The 20,140-nt window shown below is 65.4% G+C and carries 19 protein-coding genes; 14 read left to right on the plus strand and 5 right to left on the minus strand.

Going from position 1 to position 20,140, the window contains the following annotated elements; genetic code table 11:
• Positions 1-4 precede the first annotated feature (4 nt).
• Positions 5-418 carry a DUF4864 domain-containing protein gene (locus tag FL625_RS15315; protein ID WP_149589549.1) on the minus strand — a complete coding sequence of 138 codons (414 nt, stop codon included), beginning with the start codon at positions 416-418 and terminating at the stop codon, positions 5-7.
• A gap of 133 nt (positions 419-551) precedes the next feature.
• Between FL625_RS15315 and FL625_RS15320 the strand changes: the two genes are divergently transcribed.
• Positions 552-1,421 carry a CHAD domain-containing protein gene (locus FL625_RS15320; protein ID WP_149589550.1) on the plus strand — a complete coding sequence of 290 codons (870 nt, stop codon included), beginning with the start codon at positions 552-554 and terminating at the stop codon, positions 1,419-1,421.
• 21 nt (positions 1,422-1,442) lie between these two features.
• Here FL625_RS15320 and FL625_RS15325 read toward each other — a convergent pair whose 3' ends face one another.
• Positions 1,443-3,023, minus strand: coding sequence for a lysine--tRNA ligase (locus FL625_RS15325; RefSeq protein ID WP_149589551.1), 1,581 nt, complete (start codon positions 3,021-3,023; stop codon positions 1,443-1,445).
• A gap of 105 nt (positions 3,024-3,128) precedes the next feature.
• On the opposite strand from FL625_RS15325, the gene FL625_RS15330 reads away from it, so the two are divergent.
• The 4 genes from FL625_RS15330 to FL625_RS15345 all read left to right on the plus strand — a co-directional run bounded on the left by FL625_RS15330 (position 3,129) and on the right by FL625_RS15345 (position 7,543).
• Positions 3,129-3,545 carry a tellurite resistance TerB family protein gene (locus FL625_RS15330; protein WP_149589552.1) on the plus strand — a complete coding sequence of 139 codons (417 nt, stop codon included), beginning with the start codon at positions 3,129-3,131 and terminating at the stop codon, positions 3,543-3,545.
• Positions 3,546-3,757: 212 nt separating this feature from the next.
• Positions 3,758-4,921 carry a DarT ssDNA thymidine ADP-ribosyltransferase family protein gene (locus tag FL625_RS15335; RefSeq protein ID WP_235019443.1) on the plus strand — a complete coding sequence of 388 codons (1,164 nt, stop codon included), beginning with the start codon at positions 3,758-3,760 and terminating at the stop codon, positions 4,919-4,921.
• A 31-nt stretch (positions 4,922-4,952) separates the two neighbouring features.
• Entirely contained in the window at positions 4,953-5,573 is a 621-nt protein-coding gene (locus FL625_RS18645; RefSeq protein ID WP_149589554.1) for a DarT1-associated NADAR antitoxin family protein, read from the plus strand.
• 407 nt (positions 5,574-5,980) lie between these two features.
• A complete protein-coding gene (locus tag FL625_RS15345) occupies positions 5,981-7,543 on the plus strand; it encodes a 2-isopropylmalate synthase (protein WP_149589555.1) in 1,563 nt (520 codons plus the stop codon).
• 129 nt (positions 7,544-7,672) lie between these two features.
• Here FL625_RS15345 and FL625_RS15350 read toward each other — a convergent pair whose 3' ends face one another.
• Both FL625_RS15350 and FL625_RS15355 read right to left on the minus strand, forming a co-directional pair.
• A complete protein-coding gene (locus FL625_RS15350; protein ID WP_149589556.1) occupies positions 7,673-8,662 on the minus strand; it encodes a hypothetical protein in 990 nt (329 codons plus the stop codon).
• 94 nt (positions 8,663-8,756) lie between these two features.
• The gene (locus tag FL625_RS15355; protein ID WP_149589557.1) at positions 8,757-9,653 is read right to left on the minus strand and encodes a LysR family transcriptional regulator; all 897 of its coding nucleotides are present in this window, start codon (positions 9,651-9,653) and stop codon (positions 8,757-8,759) included.
• 32 nt (positions 9,654-9,685) lie between these two features.
• Between FL625_RS15355 and FL625_RS15360 the strand changes: the two genes are divergently transcribed.
• Positions 9,686-9,943 carry a DUF1127 domain-containing protein gene (locus tag FL625_RS15360; protein ID WP_149589558.1) on the plus strand — a complete coding sequence of 86 codons (258 nt, stop codon included), beginning with the start codon at positions 9,686-9,688 and terminating at the stop codon, positions 9,941-9,943.
• Positions 9,944-9,973: 30 nt separating this feature from the next.
• Here the strand turns inward: FL625_RS15360 and FL625_RS15365 are convergent, their stop codons facing one another.
• The gene (locus FL625_RS15365; RefSeq protein WP_200833961.1) at positions 9,974-10,732 is read right to left on the minus strand and encodes an SDR family NAD(P)-dependent oxidoreductase; all 759 of its coding nucleotides are present in this window, start codon (positions 10,730-10,732) and stop codon (positions 9,974-9,976) included.
• Between the two features lie 229 nt (positions 10,733-10,961).
• On the opposite strand from FL625_RS15365, the gene FL625_RS15370 reads away from it, so the two are divergent.
• The 8 genes from FL625_RS15370 (at position 10,962) to FL625_RS15405 (ending at position 20,137) form a co-directional block, all read left to right on the plus strand.
• Positions 10,962-11,999: a rod shape-determining protein gene (locus FL625_RS15370; RefSeq protein WP_149589559.1), complete on the plus strand. Its 1,038-nt coding sequence runs from the start codon at positions 10,962-10,964 to the stop codon at positions 11,997-11,999.
• Between the two features lie 34 nt (positions 12,000-12,033).
• Entirely contained in the window at positions 12,034-13,035 is a 1,002-nt protein-coding gene (gene mreC / locus FL625_RS15375) for a rod shape-determining protein MreC (RefSeq protein WP_149589560.1), read from the plus strand.
• The gene (locus FL625_RS15380) at positions 13,028-13,567 is read left to right on the plus strand and encodes a rod shape-determining protein MreD (protein WP_149589561.1); all 540 of its coding nucleotides are present in this window, start codon (positions 13,028-13,030) and stop codon (positions 13,565-13,567) included. Before mreC ends, FL625_RS15380 begins: the two co-directional genes overlap by 8 nt.
• On the plus strand, positions 13,564-15,510 hold the full coding sequence (gene mrdA, locus FL625_RS15385) for a penicillin-binding protein 2 (RefSeq protein ID WP_149589562.1): 1,947 nt from the start codon (positions 13,564-13,566) through the stop codon (positions 15,508-15,510). The genes FL625_RS15380 and mrdA overlap by 4 nt, the downstream gene beginning before the upstream one ends.
• A 7-nt stretch (positions 15,511-15,517) precedes the next feature.
• Positions 15,518-16,657, plus strand: a complete 1,140-nt coding sequence (rodA, locus tag FL625_RS15390) for a rod shape-determining protein RodA (protein WP_149589563.1) — start codon at positions 15,518-15,520, stop codon at positions 16,655-16,657.
• Between the two features lie 4 nt (positions 16,658-16,661).
• Positions 16,662-17,576: a 2-hydroxyacid dehydrogenase gene (locus FL625_RS15395; RefSeq protein WP_149589564.1), complete on the plus strand. Its 915-nt coding sequence runs from the start codon at positions 16,662-16,664 to the stop codon at positions 17,574-17,576.
• A gap of 104 nt (positions 17,577-17,680) precedes the next feature.
• Complete coding sequence (locus tag FL625_RS15400) at positions 17,681-18,571, plus strand: DMT family transporter (protein WP_149589565.1); 891 nt, start codon at positions 17,681-17,683, stop codon at positions 18,569-18,571.
• Positions 18,572-18,769: 198 nt separating this feature from the next.
• Complete coding sequence (locus FL625_RS15405; RefSeq protein ID WP_149589566.1) at positions 18,770-20,137, plus strand: glutamine synthetase family protein; 1,368 nt, start codon at positions 18,770-18,772, stop codon at positions 20,135-20,137.
• The last annotated feature ends 3 nt before the right edge of the window (positions 20,138-20,140 follow it).

Consider the following 20,140-nt stretch of genomic DNA (forward strand, 5'->3'; position numbering starts at 1 on the left):
TCGGTCAGACGCCCACGTCCGGCGCCGGCAGGATCTGGACGGCATTGATCTGCCAGCCCTCGGGCGTCTCGACCATCATGTAGTCCAGGGCCCAGGCGCGGCCCGCCTGATCGACGATCCGCACCCGCTGCCAGAGGTTCCCGGCGATCTCGCGCAGCTCGCCCATCTCGACCTGCGCGGGGCGGTGCACCATCGGGTAGCCGTTCCTGACCATCGCGCCGAAGTTCTCGGGCGTGCCGAACAGCCGCTTGATCGTCGGGCTGGCATAGGTGAAGGCGCGGGCGAAATCGTCGGCCCGGAAGGCCTCGATCTGACGCAGGATCGTGTCTCGGATCGGGCCCTCCTGCGCCGTGGCGGGCAGAACCGGCAGCAGGAAGACCGCCAGGGCAAGGGTCGGGGCAAGGAAGGGCGTGCGCATCGCAGGGGGCTCCCGTCAGTTCCAGGGGGAGGTAGCGCGCCAGAAGCGCCCGCCAAGGTCAGCCACCGGGCTGCGCTTGCATCGCGGCCGCGCATGGCGCACATCTGCCGCAGCTCACCTGTCGGAATCCGCCATGTCCTATGCCTTCCACCGCGACGATGACGGGCCCGAGGCCAGCCTTCGCCGGATCCTCGACGAAGAGCTGTCCTCGGCGCTGAAACGTCTCCGGTCGGTCTCCGACCCCGAAGCCGTGCACGGCATCCGCAAGAACCTGAAGAAGACACGGGCGCTTCTGCGACTCTATCGCGCGGGGCTGCATGGCCAGCCCGCCGCCAATGCCGCGCTGCGCGAGGTCGCCGCCGCGCTTTCGGCCCGGCGCGATGCGGCAGTTCGGCTGGCGACCTTCGACCGCCTCTTCCCGGACCTGCCCGAGACGCTTTCCCCCCTGCGTGCGCAGCTCCTGTCGGAAAGCCTGGCGCCGGACGAGGCGCCCACGGCAGAGCTTGCCGCGACGCTTGCCGACCTGCGCGACCGGATGGCCGACTGGCGCCTCGAGGGCAAACCGGTCCGCGTCCTTGCCCGGGGCCTCGCCATCGCCCGCCGCCGGGCGCAGGCCGCCGCCGAGGCCGCCCGCGCCGCGCCCGACCGCCCCGAACGGGTGCATGACTGGCGCAAGCGGGTAAAGGATCTCTGGTATCAGAGCCGCCTCTTCGCTCCGGTCTGGCCCGACCTCTTCCGCGTCCTTGTCGCCGAGGCCGACCAGCTGGGCGAGACGCTGGGCCAGCACAACGACCTCGCCGTCCTCGCGCTCCATCTTCAGACCGTGTCCGGCGATGTCCTGCCGGATGTCGCCCGCGCGCTGCTCGCCACGCGGATCGAGGACGCCCGGACCAGCATCCTGTCGCGCGCCTTCCCGGCCAGCGACCGGCTCCTCGCCGGCGATCCCGAGGCCATGGCCGACACCTGGATCAGCTGGCTGAAACTCTGGCAGCGCGCGGCCTGACCGCCGCCCCTTGCACCGGGCTCAGCCGACGAGTTCGCCCTTCAGCGCACGGCTGATCAGCGCCACCGTCTCCTCGACGCCGTAAAGCGCGATGAAGCCGCCGAACCGCGGCCCTTCGCTTGCGCCGAGCAGCACCTCGTAAAGCGCCTTGAACCAGTCGCGCAACGGCTCGAACCCGTGCTCCTTGCCCACTGCAAAGACCATCGACTGCAAGGCCTCGTCGTCCAGCCCCCCGTCCCAGGCCTTCAGACGCGCCACCAGGTCCTCCATCGCCGCCCGCTCCCTGTCGGTCGGCAACCGGAACTGCCGCGTCGGCGCGATCTTGTCCGCGAAATACCGCACCGCATAGCCCGCCGCCGCATCGAGATCCGGGTTCTTCTCCGGGCTCGCCTCCGGAGCATAGCGCCGGATGAACTTCCACAACCCCGCCGCATCCTTCGCCGCCGCGACCGAGGCCAGGTTCAAGAGCATCGCAAAGCTCACCACCATGCGGCTTTCCGGCGGCTTGCCGTTGTGGATGTGCCAGACCGGGTTGTTCACCTGTTGCTCGATCGGCTGCTCCGGGAAGGCCTTCAGCTGCTGGTGATACTCGTCCACCGCCTTCGGGATCACGTCCCACCACAGCCGCTTGGCCGTCTTGGGCTTCTGGTACATGAAATAGGACAGGCTCTCGGTGGCTGCATAGGTCAGCCACTCGTCGATCGTAAGCCCGTTCCCCTTGGACTTGCTGATCTTCTGTCCCACCTCGTCCAGGAACAGCTCATAGGTGAAATGGTTCGGCTTCCGCCCCCCCAGCACCTCGCAGATCCCGTCGTAGATCGGCGTGTTCGTCGAGTGGTCCTTCCCGTACATCTCGAAGTCCACATCCAAGGCCGCCCAGCGCGCCCCGAAATCCGGCTTCCACTGCAACTTCACATGGCCCCCGGTGACGGGCAGGGTCCACTCCTTCCCCTCCTCGTCGTCGAAGGTGATCGTCGCGTCCTTCGCATTGACCTCCTTCATCGGCACATAGAGCACCCGCCCCGTCTCGGGATGGATCGGCAGGAAGCAGCTGTAGGTCTGCTGCCGCTCCTCGCGCAGGGACGCCAGCATGATCTCCATGATCCGGTCATACCGCTCCGCCGCCAGCCGCAGCGTGTCGTCGAACCGCCCGCTCTTGTAGAACTCGGTGGCCGAAATGAACTCATACTCGAACCCGAACGTGTCCAGGAACCGCCGCAGCATCGCGTTGTTGTGGTGGCCGAAACTCTCGAACTCCCCATAGGGGTCCGGTACCGAAGTCAACGGCTTCTGCATGTGCTGGCGCAGCATCTCCTGATTGGGGACGTTCTCCGGCACCTTCCGCATCCCGTCCACGTCGTCGGAAAAACAGATCAGCCGCGTCGGAATGTCGCTGATGATCTCGAACGCCCGCCGGATCATCGTCGTCCGCGCCACTTCCCCGAAGGTCCCGATATGCGGCAACCCCGACGGCCCATAGCCCGTCTCGAACAGCACATACCCCTTCTTCGGCGGCGCCTTCTCATAGCGTTTCAGGACCGCGCGGGCCTCTTCAAAGGGCCAGGCTTTCGAGACCATCGCCGCATCGCGCAGGGAAGTCATGTGCGTCACTCCTGAAACGCCGAGGCCCACCCCCGGCCCGCCGTCCTCTATTGCCCCCCCTGCCTCCCGTCAATAATCTGCCTTGAAACGCTTGAAGGAACGCCGATGCCCGAATCCGCCATGTCCCCGCAGGACGCGCTTGTCGCCGTCATGGTCGCCTGCTCCGCCGCCGACGAGAACGTCCGCACGGCCGAGCTGGTGGCGATCAACCGCATGGTCAACCACATGCCCGCCTTCGCCACCTACGACCCCGACCGCATCCGCCGCGTGACCCGCATCGTCTTCGACCTGTTCGAGGAAGAAGACGGCCTCGCCGCCCTCTTCGGCCTGATCCGCGAGGCCCTGCCCGAACGCCTTTACGAGACCGCCTATGCGCTGGCCTGCGACGTGGTCACGGCGGACGGCCGCCACTCCCAGGTCGAGCTCCGCATGCTGGAAGAGGTCCGCGAGGAGCTGAAGATCGACCGCCTCCACGCCGCCGCCATCGAATGGGGCGCGCGGGTGCGGCATATGCGGGTGTGAGGGCGTTATCAAAGCAGAGCTTGGCTAGGTGTTCGGACTTCCCGCCCGTCGAATGCGCAGCCACCACCGGAAAGCAGGATACCGAAGGACTAGAAACATTGGAAGGAATCGTTGGGTATCAGATATTCATAATTCTGACTCTTCTTTGTTGCAGAGTTCTGTTCCCCAAGCATCTCCTTAACTTGGCGATAGGATGGACACTCCTTAGCTTGGTGAACATTATTTGGCCGCCATTGTTGGTTCTTCAATTGGCTGTGGTTTGGTTGACATTTAGCGCAATTGCACGGGACACAAGGACTGAGTTCTCCCAAAATTGTAACTCAACGGATGCTCGGACTGGCACGACCGTCAAGCACGACGAACGAACGAAAGCTAACAGACTGGACAGTATCAAAAAGCAGTCCTCCATCCTACTTCATGCGCGACCCGCTACAAAGGCTGCTTTTGCTGGAACGATATCCCAAATTGAAGCCAAGAATCTGCCAGAATACCCGATAACTGATCAGACCCCCTTAGCTCTTTTGGAATCTGAAGAAAACCCAATCAACAAGAGTAACCCTACATACAAGCTGGAGCCCTTAAGAAACATTCGTCGTGTACACGACAAGGTGTTTCCACTAGAGCACGCAGAGGCACTGAAGGAAAAATTTGCCGTGCGGGATTGCGCACTGCATCTAGAAAATTTGACGCATCACACGGTCCCGACTTCAGATATAGTTTCAGAAAATCGATACGTAGCTGACGTGGTGAAGAGCCGTGGTATTTCAGAGCTTCTACACTTTACCAAGGCAGATAACCTGAAATCTATCTTGGCTGAAGGACTTCTGCCAGTTGAAGCTTTGCTACGAAAAAACCGAAGATACCAGCGTAATGACCTCCTGCGCTTGGACAATCGCCTTGATGCGGTTAGCCTTTCAGTTTCATTCCCTAATTACCGCATGTTTTGGAAGTACCGTATGGAGTCCGTTAATTCAGACTGGGTCGTACTGATCCTCGACCCCGCTCTGTTGATTGAGCATGTCTGCGCGTACTGCCGACTAAACGCTGCCGATCACAGAATTCGATGCCTGTCCGACGAGAGCTTGGCTGGCGTCGCCGCCTTCGAGGCGATGTTTGCCGTGGCGGAAGACAAAGTGCGGCCTTCAGTTTTGCGAGAATGTGATCCAACGGATTCTCAGGCCGAAATTCTGGTGTTCGGAGAAATAGCGCCGAGTTTCATCAGAAGCGTAGTCTTTCAGACTGATCGCGTGCGCGACTGCTACGCTGACGTAACCCAAGGCATCATGTGTGAAGTTGAACCCGCGTACTTCCTACCACGCGAAGTTGCACTGCAGAAAGAGAGGTTCCGTGGCCGTCCGTCCCGTCTTCATTCCTGACCCTAAGGTGCCCGGGTTGGTACGCACTGAAATGGTCGCGTTCACTTGGCACCCAGGCCTCTCACTTGCGCAGAAACGACGCAACGTTGAAGCTCTTCATGCGGCGGCACTTCTTCAGTTGAAGCTTTCTAGACCACCGTTGGAGGTATCAACGAAATCAAAGGATGAGCTTGGCGTCTCCCTTAGTGCATTCAATCTGCTGTTGCCGGATAGTGCCGGTCGAGAAATGCCTGTGGAATGCTGGTTTCAGTCAGCCAAAAAGTTTCAATCTGGTGGGCCATTTGCCGATCTGCGATACGAGAAACCAAGCGCAGCAAAAGCAGATCCACGACTTAAGTCCAGTGGGCAGCTCCTTTGCTTTGTCTTGGATGGTGAAGTTTGGCCTCTTGCACCACCTCCGTCATTCTATGATTGGTTGTACCTAAGAGCGCTCAATCGGAATCAGTCTACGCTAGCTAGGATTGCGGAGTACCCAGCGTTCACGGACATTGAGTTCAATCCAGCAGTTTCGGTAAACTGTCAGGCACACAGCGTGGCACTGGCAGTTGCCTTGGGCGATCAAATCAATGATCTGGAATCGCCGCGTGCATTTCAGCAGCGTTTCAGCGATAGGGTTTCTTTTACGCACCCAGTACAGCTTCCTCTTCTATGATATCTAATCTCATTGTCCGTTCCTCATTCAATGGTACTTTGAAACGTGGGAGCTCGAGGCGGGTGCACGAGCACCGTAGACCATTAACCACCACCTTAACAAACCCTTACCGTCCACACCCATTCCTCCGCAAAATCAACTACTTAACCCCATCCGTCCACCGTGGACACCCCACCGGACTCCCTTGCGGCCCCCGCCCCCAAGAAACCCCCTTCCCTTCCCCGATTTCCCCCGTATAGTCGCCCCCCATGACCAGGGGCCGACATATCCACTCCCTCGGGGCCGTCTCGCGGCCTCTCCTGCCCCGTGGTCTCCTCCTTCTTAGCCGCCTCTGAGCGTGCCCCCGGGCGCGACCGCTCAGAGGTGACCAGCGCCCCCCCCAGCACAGCAGCTAAGAGGACCCCCAAATGACCCAGGATAAAGTCGTCATCTTCGACACCACCCTCCGCGACGGCGAGCAGAGCCCCGGCGCGACCATGACCCATGAAGAGAAGCTGGAGATCGCCTCCCTCCTTGACGAGATGGGCGTCGACATCATCGAGGCCGGCTTCCCCATCGCCTCCGAAGGCGACTTCGCCGCCGTGACCGAGATCGCGAAGCGGGCGAAGAACAGCACCATCTGCGGCCTCGCCCGCGCGAACTTCAAGGACATCGACCGCTGCTGGGAGGCCGTCAAACACGCCCGCAGCCCGAGGATCCACACCTTCATCGGCACCTCCCCCCTGCACCGCGCTATCCCGAACCTCGACATGGACCAGATGGCCGACCGGATCCACGAAACGGTGACCCACGCCCGCAACCTCTGCGACAACGTCCAGTGGTCCCCGATGGACGCGACAAGGACCGAGCCCGACTACCTTTGCCGCGTCGTCGAAATCGCGATCAAGGCCGGGGCGACGACGATCAACATCCCCGACACCGTCGGCTACACCTACCCGATGGAGTCGGCGAAGATCATCCGGATGCTGCTGGAACGGGTGCCGGGCGCCGACACGATCATCTTCGCCACCCACTGCCACAACGACCTCGGCATGGCCACCGCCAACGCCCTGGCCGCCGTGGAGGCCGGGGCACGGCAGATCGAATGCACGATCAACGGTCTGGGTGAGCGGGCCGGAAACACGGCGCTGGAAGAGGTCGTGATGGCGATGCGGGTCAGGAACGACATCCTGCCGTTCCAGACGGGGATCGACACCACGAAGATCATGAACCTGTCGCGCCGGGTCAGCCAGGTTTCGGGCTTCCCGGTCCAGTTCAACAAGGCCATCGTCGGCAAGAACGCCTTCCTGCACGAATCCGGTATCCACCAGGACGGCGTCCTGAAGAACGTCCAGACCTTCGAGATCATGCGGCCCGAGGATATCGGGCTGACCCAGAAGAACATCGCGATGGGCAAGCACTCGGGCCGGGCGGCGCTGCGCGCCAAGTTGAAGGAGCTGGGCTTCGAGCTGGCCGACAACCAGTTGAACGATGTCTTCGTCCGCTTCAAGGCGCTGGCCGACCGCAAGAAGGAGGTCTACGACGACGACCTGATCGCGCTGGTCTCGGACGAGCAGACCAACGATGCCTACGAATACCTGCAACTCAAGAAGCTGCGGGTGGTCTGCGGGACCGAGGGGCCGCAGGAGGCCGACATGATCCTCACGATCGACGGCAAGGACCACCACATCGACGCGACCGGGGACGGGCCGGTGGACGCGGCCTTCAACTGTGTGAAGATGCTCTTCCCGCACAAGGCGCGGCTGCAGGTCTACCAGGTCCATGCGGTGACGGAAGGGACCGACGCGCAGGCGACCGTCAGCGTCCGGCTGGAGGAAGAGGGGCGGATCGTGACCGGGTCCTCGGCCGATACCGACACCATCGTCGCCTCGACCCGGGCCTATATCAACGCGCTGAACCGGCTGATCGTGCGGCGGCAGAAGACGGCCCCGGGAGAGGATGTGAAGACGGTCTCCTACCACGGCGAGTGAGAAAACGCCCGAAGTGTCCACGGTGGACATTTCGGGCAAACCATTGCTAGATAACAGTTATCCCGTGGACGTTAACCTTCTGGAAAGGTCTGTCCACGGCCCCAGTCCCGCCCGATATCTCGATCACTGCTAAAGGGTGCTGAATCCGATGCGCACCCACAACAGGGTCTTGCGATCCGCCGCCCAGGTGGCATCGACGCTCATACCGTAGGGCACCGCCAGCACATAACGCACAAGGCCGGAGGTAGGATAGCGCGGCCCGCTGGCGCGGATCGACCATCTGGCGGTTACCCTCAGGCTGCCGTCGCGCTCGACAAATGGGAGCTCGGGGTTGAAGCCACTGTCCGACACGCCAAACCCCTGCGCCTTTGCGAAGGCGGTGAAACTGTCCATCGACCCGAGCGCCGCCAAAAGACGGAACAGGCAGACATTTGCCTCTTCGTCCCGCTCGATCCGGTCCCAATCCAGCTGGAAAAGGTCGTTGGGATCCGCGGCGTCCGCCGCCTCTTTCAAACAGGACTGCGCATCCGGAAACCGGCGCAGGGCGGCAAGGGTGTAGGGCGTGAATGCCCGACCTTCCGGAACATTGTAGGGCGGGGTTCCAAGCTCGGGTGGGTTCAGCATCGCAACGACAAGGTTCGCGCCGGTTCGGACCCCGGCAACCGCCCACCAGCCAAGCAGAACAAGGGCGATGGGCACGACCCAGCGACGCCAGCCCTTGAGTCCTGCAAGACGGCGGACGGACAATCCCGGGCGGCCGGCCCAGCGTTCAAGCCCGTGCCAGATGAGCAGTCCAATGGTGACACCCGGCCAGAAGCCGTGACGCAGGATGTGCATCCCGCTGACCCAGATGAAGCCGACCAGCAGACTTGCCGCAAGCACCGGGTAACCCCACCAGACCCGGCCTTGTCCCTCGGCGAGTGGTTTGGTCACCCGGTCCAGGCCCAACCAGATTCCGAGAAGGCACAGCACGGGCAGGGAGAGATAGATGACTGGCCCGAGAAGGAAACCGATCATGAACAGGAGGGGTGCGAAAAGCCGGGTCGGATGCTCGACAGTCTCTGCCATCGCCGCGTGCCCAAGGGCGAGCAGTGGCAGCACAAGGATCAGACGGGTCATGAGGGTCAAGGCGCTGCCAACATATGAACGCATCCTGAACGCTATCGCGCCGGGACGGGGTGCCAAGTGCGGGAAGCCGGACCTTTTGGATCACTCACACCGGGCCCCAGTCCCGCACCCAGTCCACGAAGGCCCTGAGCGGCGGCGGAGGGCTGCGGCGGCTGGGATAGTAGAGGTAGCAGCCGGGAAAGGGCGGGGTCCAATCGGCCAGCACCTGCACCAGCGCGCCGGAGGCGAGGGGCGCGCGCACCTCTTCCTCGAAGAAATAGCCGATCCCCACCCCCGCCAGAACCGCCGCGACGCGCAGGTCGGTGTCGCGGGTCAGAAGCGGGCCGTCCACACCGATCCGCAGCTCCTCGCCGTCCTTCTCGAACTCCCAGCGGTAGGGCGTGCCGGTCGAGGGCACCAGCGTCACGAGGCAGGCGTGACCGGCCAGGTCGCGCGGGTGCTGCGGCGCGGGATGGCGGGACAGGTAGTCCGGCGCGGCAACGCAGACCATGCGCAGCGGCCCGCCGAAGGGCACGGCGATCATGTCGCCCTCCAGCCGCTCGGCCAGGCGGATGCCGGCGTCGAAGCCCTGGGCCACGATATCGATCAGCGCATCGTTCGAGGCCACCTCCAGCCGAACCCGGGGATGGCGCGCCAGGAACCCCGGCACGATCCGCGCCAGAAGCGGGATCGCCACCCGCACCACATCCAGCCGCAGGGGGCCCGCGACCTCTCCCGCCGCGGCGAAGGCGGCGTCGAGGACGCCGTCGAGATCGTCGAGCACCGGCAATAGCCGCTCGGCCAGCGCCTGCCCGGCATGGCTGGGCGCGACGCTGCGCGTGGTGCGGTTCAAGAGCCGCTGGCCAAGCCGGTCCTCGAGCGCGCGGATGGTCTGCGACAGGGCCGAGGGCGTCACCCCCAGCTGCGCCGCCGCCCGGGTAAAGCTGCCCTGCCGCACCACGGCGGCGAAGGCGCGCAGTTCGGCATAGTCGCTGCCGCGCATTGATTAGCCCCGCTTTAAAGCCCATTCATATAATGTCCGATTATCGCGGCAATCCCGGCATGGCACAAGCGCGCATCCCGACAGAGGAGACCATGATGTTCAAGCGGATCAAGGCCTGGTGGGCGGCGGAAACTGCACTGGTGCAGTTGCAGGGGGTCAGCGACCGGATGCTGGCCGACATGGGGCTGGAGCGCGAGGACCTGCGCGCCCGGGTCCTGGGCGAGACGGCGCAGGTGACGGCGGCGGAGAGGCTTGGCTGCGGCCTGCCGGCAGCGGGTCGTGCGGTGTGAGCGCAAGAATTTTCGACGAGAATTCTTGCGTCAGGCGCCCTTCATTTCCTGAAGCGTGTTGCCGCCGTCCACCACCAGCATCGCGCCGGTGACATAGGACGCCTCTTCCGAGGCGAGGAACAGCGCGCAGGCGGCGACCTCGTCCGGGGTGCCGGGGCGGCCGGCGGGGGTGGCCCGGCCGGCGCGCAACTCGTCCTCGGAGGAACTTTCCGTGGCGATCCAGCCCGGCAGCACCGCGTTGCAGGTCACTCCGCGCGGCCCGTATTCCAGCGCGATCGACCGGGTCATGCCGGTGATCGCGGCCTTGGCCGTGGCATAGGCGGAGGAGCCGTCGATGGTGACGACCGGCCCGGTCACGGAGCTGATGTTCACGATCCGCCCGAACCCGCGCGCGGCCATGCCCGGCAGGGCGGCGCGGCAGCAGTGAAAGGTGGTGTTGATGTTCAGCGCCATGTGATGCGCCCAGGCGGCATCGGACCAGCCGGCAAGCCGGGCGCGGTCCACCTCCTTGCCGGTCTGCACCATGCCGGCGTTGTTCACCAGGATCTCGACCGGGCCGAGCGCCGCTTCCACCGCGCGGAAGAGGCTCGCCGCCTGAGCCGGATCGGTCAGGTCGGCGACGTGGGAGAAGGCGCCAAGTTCCCGCCCCCGGTCGTGGATGCGCGCCGATGTCGCGGTCACCGCGACCTTCGCCCCGGCCCCGGCCAGCGCCCGCGCGATGGCGAAACCGATTCCCCCGGGCGCCCCCGCCCCCGTCACCAGCGCCACGCGCCCCGCCACCTTGCCCATCGCCTTGCCCCCTTCGCCGATGGCCGATCATGCCATCCTGTCGCAAAAGTGAAAGTGGGTGTCGAAGTGCGCCGTCAGATTTCCCGCAGGAAATCGCATTTCTGCAGGCGCGCGGAAGTGAGCGGATCGCGGCCACCGGGGCTTTCGCTTCCCCCCGGCCTGACTCTATAAGAGGCAGCCCCGCCGGACCCCCGAGTCGGGGGTGTAGCTATTGACTGAAGGACTGCACATGTCGCTTATCCCCGGCCTCTTCTCGTCGGACATGGCCATCGACCTCGGGACCGCGAACACGCTGGTCTACATCCGCGGCAAGGGGATCGTGCTGAACGAGCCCTCGGTGGTGGCCTATCACAACAAGGACGGCAAGAAGGTCGTGCTGGCGGTGGGAGAGGATGCCAAGCTGATGCTGGGCCGGACCCCCGGCACCATCGAGGCGATCCGGCCGATGCGCGACGGGGTGATCGCCGACTTCGAGGCGGCGGAAGAGATGATCAAGCATTTCATCCGCAAGGTGCACAAGCGGTCCACGATTTCCAAGCCCAAGATCATCGTCTGCGTGCCCCACGGTGCGACTCCGGTGGAAAAGCGGGCGATCCGGCAATCGGTGCTGTCGGCGGGAGCCAAGCGCGCCGGGCTGATCGCCGAACCCATCGCCGCGGCCATCGGGGCGGGGATGCCGATCACCGAGCCCACCGGCAACATGGTGGTGGACATCGGCGGCGGCACGACCGAGGTCGCGGTGCTGTCACTGGGGGACATCGTCTATGCCCGGTCGGTGCGTGTGGGGGGCGACCGGATGGACGAGGCCATCGTCTCCTACCTCCGCCGGCACCAGAACCTGTTGATCGGAGAATCGACCGCCGAGCGGATCAAGACCAGTATCGGCACGGCGCGGATGCCCGATGACGGGCGGGGGTCGAGCATGACGATCCGGGGCCGCGACCTCTTGAACGGGGTGCCGAAGGAGACCGAGATCAACCAGGCCCAGGTGGCCGAGGCGCTGGCCGAACCCGTGCAGCAGATCTGCGATGCGGTGATGCAGGCGCTGGAGGCGACGCCGCCGGACCTGGCGGCCGACATCGTGGACCGGGGCGTGATGCTGACCGGAGGCGGGGCTCTCCTCGGCGAGCTGGACCTGTCCTTGCGCGAACAGACGGGGCTCTCGATCAGCGTGGCCAACGAGTCACTGAATTGTGTTGCTCTCGGCACCGGGAAGGCTCTGGAATACGAAAAGCAGCTTCGGCATGTGATCGACTACGATACCTGAGGCCGACTGGCCGATGGCGATGGAAGGCTGACCCTTGGCCAGGAACCGCACCGCACCCGAGGACTACTCGCGCCCCCTGCGCCGGCTTCTGGTCTGGCTGGCGGTGCTGGTGCTGCTGGCGCTGTTCATCCTGTGGCGGATCGACAGTCCGCGCGTGGAACGCTTCCGCGCGGCGCTGATCGATGCGGTGGTGCCGAATTTCGACTGGGCGATGCGGCCGGTGACGGCGATCGCGGGGATGATCGACGATTTCCAGTCCTACACCCGGATCTACGAACAGAACCAGGAGCTGAAGCGCGAGCTTCAGCAGATGAAGGCCTGGAAGGAGGCCGCGCTGCAGCTGGAGCAGAAGAATGCCCGGCTTCTCGACCTGAACAAGGTGCGGCTCGACCCCAAGCTGACCCATGTCACCGGCGTGGTGATGGCCGACAGCGGCAGCCCGTTCCGGCAATCGGTGCTGCTGAACGTGGGCGCGCGCGACGGGATCCGCGACGGCTGGGCAACGATGGACGGGATCGGGTTGGTTGGCCGGATCTCGGGCGTGGGCGAGCGCACCAGCCGCGTGATCCTGGTCACGGATTCGAACAGCCGGATCCCGGTGACGATCCAGCCCTCGGGGCAGAAGGCGCTGCTCAGCGGCGACAACTCGCCCCTGCCGCCGCTGGAATTCATCGAGGACAGCGACCAGGTCCGCCCCGGCGATCGGGTGGTGACCTCGGGCGATGGCGAGGTGTTCCCGGCGGGGCTGCTGGTCGGGCAGGTCGCGCTGGGCACCGACAAGCGGTTCCGGGTGGTGCTGGCGGCGGATTATCAGCGCCTGGAGTTCCTGCGCGTGCTGCGCAGCCATGAATTGCAGCCGATCACCGACCCCGGCAGCCTGATCGCCCCGCCACAGGGCGCGCCGCTGCCCGATGCTTCGGCCCGCGCGGCCGAGGCGGCGGCCGGGGCGCCTCCGGCGGCCACCGAGGGCGGCAATGTCGAGGAAGCCGGTTCGGGCGCGGCCGAGGGACCGGCACCGGAGGCCGGCGATGGCTGAGTTCTGGCGGCAGGAACACTGGATCTTCCGCGGCCTGTTCCTGGCCATCGCGCTGGCGCTTCTGTTCGTGCGGCTCTTGCCGCTGGGCAGCGCCCCCGGCGCCATGCCGGGACCGGACCTTTTGATCTGCGTGACGCTGGCCTGGATCGTGCGCCGCCCCGATTTCCTGCCGATGCCGCTGATCCTCCTGGTCTTTCTGGCCGAGGACCTGATCCTGTTCCGCCCGCCGGGCCTCTGGGCCGCCATCGTGATCCTGGCGACCGAGTTCCTGCGCAGCCGCATCGCGCTGACCCGCGAGCTGAGCTTTCCGGTCGAATGGCTCTTGGTCTCGGGGGTGATGCTGGGCATGATGCTGGCCTATCGGACGATCCTGGGTATCGCCTTCGTCCCGCAGGCCCCCTTCGGCTTTGCCGTGGTCCAGGTCCTGTGGTCGATCGCGGTCTATCCGGTGGTCGTGGGCCTGTCGCGCCTTGCGCTGGACCTGCGCAAGCCCGCGACCGGCGAAGTGGATGATTTCGGGAGACGGCTGTGAAACGGACTGCCCGCGACACCGAGGCAAGCAACCGCACCCTGAACCGCCGCACGCTGATGCTGGGCGGTGCGATGGGCGCCATGGTCGCCGTGCTGGGTGCGCGGATGCGCTATCTTCAGATCGATCAGGCCGACGAGTTCCAGCTTCTGGCCGAGGAGAACCGGATCAACATCCGCCTGATCCCGCCCGAGCGCGGCATCATCATGGACCGCAACGGCAAGGTCATCGCCGGCAACGAACAGAACTATCGCGTCGTCATTACCCGCGAGGCGGCGGGCGACGTCGATCTGGTTATGCGCCGGCTGGCCGCCATCATCCCGATGACCGCCGAGGAGATGCAGGCCAGCATCGACGAGGTGAAGTCGCTGCGCGCCTTCGTCCCCGTCACCGTGGCCGAACGGCTGACATGGGAGGAGTTTTCGAAGGTCGCGGTCAACGCCCCCGCCCTGCCCGGCGTGGTGCCCGAAGTCGGCCAGTCGCGGCGCTATCCGCTGGACACCGACTTTGCCCATGTCGTCGGTTATGTCGGCCCGGTCAGCGAAAAGGACCTGGAAGGGCTGGAAAACCCCGATCCCCTGCTGCGCATCCCGAAATTCCAGATCGGCAAGATCGGCGTCGAGAAATGGATGGAGGACACGCTGCGCGGCGAGGCGGGGACCAAGCGGATCGAGGTCAACTCGGCCGGCCGGGTCATGCGCGAGCTGGAGCGGCAGGAGGGCACGCCGGGCCTCGACATCCGGCTGACCATCGACGCCGATGTCCAGAACTTCGCCCAGGCCCGGCTGGGCAGCGAAAGTGCCGCGGTGGTGGTGATGGACGTGACGAACGGCGACATCATCTGCTGCGCCTCTTCGCCTTCGTTCGATCCGAACCTCTTCGTCCGCGGGATCAGCCATGCCGACTATGCCGCACTGACCGAGAACGACCACCGGCCGCTGGCCAACAAGACGGTTTCGGGGGCCTATCCGCCGGGCTCGACCTTCAAGATGGTGACTGCTCTGGCCGCACTGGAGGCCGGGGTGGCCACGCCCGAGACCAAGGTCAGCTGCCCGGGCTACATCGAGTTCGGCGAGCGCCGGTTCCACTGCTGGAAGCGGTCCGGCCATGGCACCGTCCGGCTGGGCCGCAGCCTGTCGGAAAGCTGCGACGTCTATTACTACGAGATCGCCCAGAAGGTCGGCATCGACAAGATCGCCGAGATGGGCCGCCGCCTGGGTCTGGGCCAGCGGTTCGACATCCCGATGTCGGCGATCACCGAAGGCAACATGCCGGACAAGGCGTGGAAGCTGGAACGCCACAAGCAGGAATGGCGGATCGGCGACACGATCAACGCCTCGATCGGGCAGGGCTATGTCCTGACCTCGCCCCTGCAGCTGGCGGTGATGACGGCCCGGATCGCCAGCGGGCGGCAGATCGTTCCACGGCTGGTGCGCATGGTGCAGGACCGCGAACTGCCGGTTGCCGAGGCCCCCGCCCTGGACATCGCGCCTGAACATCTGGCCGCCGTGCGACAGGGCATGTACGAGGTGGTCAACGACGAGCATGGCACCGCGAAATCCAGCCGGATCGTCGATCCGGCCCTGGTGATGGCAGGCAAGACCGGGACCAGCCAGGTGCGCAACATCACCAAGGCCGAACGCGAGGCCGGGGTGATCTCGAACGACCAGCTGCCCTGGAACCGGCGCGACCATGCGCTGTTCGTGGGCTATGCGCCCTACGACAACCCGCGCTATGCGGTTTCGGTGGTCGTGGAGCACGGCGGGGGCGGCTCGACCGCGGCGGCCCCGATCGCGCGCGACGTGATCCTGCGCGCGCTGTCGGACGGGCTGCCGCCGCTGGACGCCTATCCGTCCAGCCAGCGCGGCCGGATCGAGACCATGCTGAAGGAGCTTCCCCTGCGCGATCCCGTGACCGGCAAGCCGCCGGCGCCGACCGAGACCTGAGGTTGCGATGAGTTTCCTTGAATACCGCGTCAAGCAGGCGCCCACCGGGATCCGCAAGATCCTCTACATGAACTGGCCGCTGGTGGTGCTGGTGACGGCGGTCGCCTCAGTCGGGTTCCTGATGCTCTATTCGATCGCGGGCGGGAACCTCGACACCTGGGCGCGGCCGCAGATGGAACGCTTTGCCGTGGGCATGGTGCTGATGTTCGCGGTGGCAATGGTGCCGATCTGGTTCTGGCGGTCGATGGCGGGGGTGGCCTATCTGGTGGCCTTCGTGCTGCTGCTGATCGTCGAATTCTTCGGCACGGTCGGCATGGGGGCACAGCGCTGGATCGACCTGGGCTTCATCCGCCTGCAGCCCTCGGAGATGATGAAGTTCACCCTGGTGATGGTGCTGGCGGCCTATTACGACTGGCTGGATCCGAAACGGGTCTCGCGGCCACTGTATGTGCTGATCCCGGTCCTCCTGATCGTGACGCCGACGGTGCTGGTGCTGATGCAGCCGAACCTCGGCACCTCGCTGATGCTGATCCTGGCAGGCGCGACGGTGATGTTCGTCGCCGGGGTCAGCCTGTGGTATTTCGGCGCGGTGCTGGCGCTGGGGATCAGCGCCATCGTCGGGGTCTTCACCCTGCGCGGGACGCCCTGGCAGTTCCTGCACGACTACCAGTACAAGCGGATCGACACATTCCTCGACCCCTCGGCCGATCCGCTGGGCGCAGGCTACAACATCATCCAGGCCAAGATCGCGCTGGGGTCGGGCGGGTGGAGCGGCAAGGGCTTCATGCAGGGAACGCAGTCGCGGCTGAACTTCCTGCCGGAAAAGCACACCGACTTCATCTTCACCACGCTGGCCGAGGAATTCGGCTTTGTCGGAGCCTTCTCGCTTCTGGGGCTTTATGCGCTGATCCTGGGCTTCTGCCTGGTGGCGGCCTTGCAGAACCGCGACCGGTTCTCCTCGCTCCTGATCATCGGGGTGGCGGCGAACTTCTTCTTCTACATCGCGGTGAACCTGTCGATGGTGATGGGCATGGCGCCGGTGGTGGGGGTGCCCTTGCCGCTCCTGTCCTACGGCGGGTCGGCGATGATGGTGCTGCTGGTCGGCTTCGGCCTGGTGCAGAGCGCCCATGTCCACCGGCCGAGGTGATCCGATGCCCACCGTCCTGTTCGCCGCGCCCGCGCTCTGGGCGGAATACCGGACCGCGCTGCCGCAGGCCCTGGACGAGGCCGGCGTCGCCGCGCGCGTCGTGACCGAGGCTCCGCCCGAGGAGGTGGACTACATCGTCTATGCCCCGGCCTCGCCCCTGCAGGACTTCACCCCCTACACCCGGGTGAAGGCGATCCTGAACCTCTGGGCGGGGGTGGAGCGGATCGTGGGCAACCCGACCCTGACCCAGCCGCTGTGCCGGATGGTCGATCCCGGCCTGACCGAGGGCATGGTCGAATGGGTCACCGGCCACACGCTGCGCCACCATCTGGGGATGGACCGGCACATCGTGAACCCCGGCCATGTCTGGGACCCGACCTGCCCGCCGCTCGCGCGCGAGCGGCCGGTGACGATCCTGGGCATGGGTGCGCTGGGATCGGCCTGCGCGGCGGGTTTGCGGGCGCTGAACTTCCCGGTCACGGGGTGGAGCCGGACGCCGAAGCCGGGCTGCCTGCACGGAGAGGACGGCCTGCGCCAGGCGCTCGCGACGGCGCAGGTGCTGGTGCTGCTCTTGCCCAGGACGCCCGAGACCGAGAACCTTCTGAACGCCGAACGCCTTGCCCTTCTGCCCCGTGGCGCGGTGATCCTGAACCCCGGCCGCGGCGCGCTGATCGACGACGATGCGCTTCTGGCCGCCCTCGATTCCGGCCATATCGGTCACGCCACGCTGGACGTGTTCCGGGTCGAGCCGCTGCCGGCCGACCACCCCTACTGGTCCCATCCCCGCGTCACCGTCACCCCGCATATCGCCGCCGACACCCGCGCCTCCAGCGCCGCGCGGGTGATCGCCGAGAACATCCGCCGCGGCGAGGCGGGCGAGCCCTTCCTGCACCTCGTGGACCGCGCGCGCGGCTACTGACCCGGGAATTTTCGGCGAAGATTCCCGGGTCGGCGAAAAGCGTCGCGAACGGGACAGAGGGAAGCCCGCCCCCGTGGCAGCACGGTCCGCAGAGAGGTGCGGCGATGCGATACGGGCAGGGTGTGGCGCTGGTGCTGGCGGCGGGGTCGCTCTGGTCGCTCATGGGCCTTGGCCTGCGTCAGATCGAGGCGGCCAGCGTCTGGCAGATCCTGTTCTGGCGGTCGGTCGGAATGGTGCCGGTGCTTCTGGCCTTCGTCTGGTGGCGCTCGGGCGGGCAGCCGCTGACGACGATCCGCAAGGTTGGGCTCGCTGGGGTGATAGGCGGTCTGGGCCTCGTCTTTGCCTTCGCGGGCGCGATCTACGCGATCCAGACCACCACCATCGCCAATGCGGTCTTCCTGTTCACCGCCTCGCCCTTCGTCGCGGCGATCCTCGCTTGGGTCCTTCTGGGCGAAAGGGTGCGCCCCTGGACCTGGGCCGCGATCGCGCTGGCCGTCGCGGGCATGTACCTGATGGTGCGCGAGGGGCTGGCCATGGGCGCGCTGGCCGGCAACATCGCGGCGCTTCTGTCGGCTGCGGGCTTCGGCGCCTTTTCGGTCGCGCTGCGCTGGGGGAAGCTGTCCGAGATGCTGCCGGTCTCGATGCTGGGGGGCGTCTTCTCGGCCCTTGTCGCGGCGGGCGTTCTGGCGGTTCAGGGGCAACCTCTTGCGCCCTCGGCCTGGGACATCGGCGTCTCGACGGGGATCGGCGCGCTGATCCTGGCCTTGGGCATGCTCTGCTACACCCTCGGCAGCCGGGTGATCCCGGCGGCAGAGCTGACGCTTTTGTCGCTGATCGAGGTGCTCCTGGCGCCGCTGTGGGTGTTCGTCTTCCTCGGCGAGACCGCCAGCGCCGCAACCTTCGCGGGTGGCGGGGTGCTTCTGGCCGCCGTCGCGTTGAACGCGGTCATGGGCGCCCGCGCCCAGATGGCGCAGGGGCTTGCGAAAGCGCCCTGACCTGTGAATGAATGATCAAATTCACGGGGCGCGAAGATCCCGTGACAGGGAGACCATCGGATGCGGTCGGAACCGCAGGATACGGAAAGCGGCCCCTGCTGGCCGCGCAAGCCCGAGTTCGGCGGCGGAGGCCCTGCCCGTCCCGCCACCGGGGCGCATCGCCCCTGACCCGACATCCGATCACAACAGAGAGGCACCATGCCCGGAAATCTGACGCTTGATGAATTGAAGAAGGCCGTGAAGGCCGGCGAGATCGACACGGTGATCGCGGCCGGCATCGACATGCAGGGCCGCCTTATGGGCAAGCGGTTCCATGCCGAGTTCTTCGTGAACGGCGGCTACGAGGAAACCCATTGCTGCAACTACCTTCTGACCGTGGACATGGAGATGAACACGGTGCAGGGCTACAAGAGTTCCAGCTGGGAAACCGGCTATGGCGACTACACGCTGAAGCCCGACCTGCGCACGCTGCGCCGCATCCCCTGGCTGCCGGGCACCGCGCTGGTCCTGGGCGACACGCAGGATCACGCCACCCATGCCGACGTGCCGCATGCGCCGCGCTCGATCCTGAAGGCGCAGGTGGCCCGCGCCCGCGCCATGGGGTTTGAACCCATGATGGCGACGGAGCTGGAGTTCTACCTGTTCGAGAATTCCTACGAGAACCTGCGCGACGGCGGGCTGAACGCCCTGCGCACCGTGGGCGGCTACAACGAGGATTACCACATCTTCCAGACCACCAAGGAAGAGGACGTGATGCGCGCCGTCCGCAACGGGCTTTACGGCGCGGGGATCCCGGTGGAGAACTCCAAGGGCGAGGCCGAGGCCGGGCAGGAGGAGATCAACTACAAGTACTCCGACGCGCTGGATACCGCCGACAACCACGTCATCATCAAGAACGCGATCAAGGAGATCGCCTGGTCCAAGGGCAAGTCGGTGACCTTCATGGCCAAGTACGACCATCGCCGCGCGGGGTCGTCGAGCCATATCCACCAGAGCCTCTGGACGAAGGACGGCAAACCCGCCTTCGCCGACAAGGCCGACAGCCACGGCATGTCGGAGCTGATGAAGCACTATCTGGCGGGCCAGTTGCACCACGCCCGCGACATCACCGCCTTCCTTGCGCCTTACGTCAACAGCTACAAGCGCTTTACCGTGGGCATGTTCGCGCCGACCAAGGCGGTCTGGAGTGCCGACAATCGCACCGCCGGCTTCCGCGTCTGCGGCGCGCACACCAAGGCGGTGCGGGTGGAATGTCGCATTCCCGGCAGCGACGTGAACCCCTATCTGGCCTGCGCGGCGCTTCTGGCGGCGGGGCTGGACGGGATCGAGAAGAAGATGGAACTGGAGCCGGAACTGAAGGGCGACATGTATTCCGCCAAGGGCATCCGCGAGATCCCCAAGACCCTGCGCGAGGCGGCGGAGCTGATGAACAGGTCCACGATGCTGCGGCAGGCCTTCGGGGACGACGTGATCGACCACTACCACCATGCCGCCCAGTGGGAGATTTCCGAGACCGACCGCGTCGTCACGGATTTCGAACGCGAGCGGCTTCTGGAACGCGCGTGACCT

This window comes from Tabrizicola flagellatus (assembly GCF_008271465.1).
GTDB lineage: Bacteria > Pseudomonadota > Alphaproteobacteria > Rhodobacterales > Rhodobacteraceae > Tabrizicola > Tabrizicola flagellata.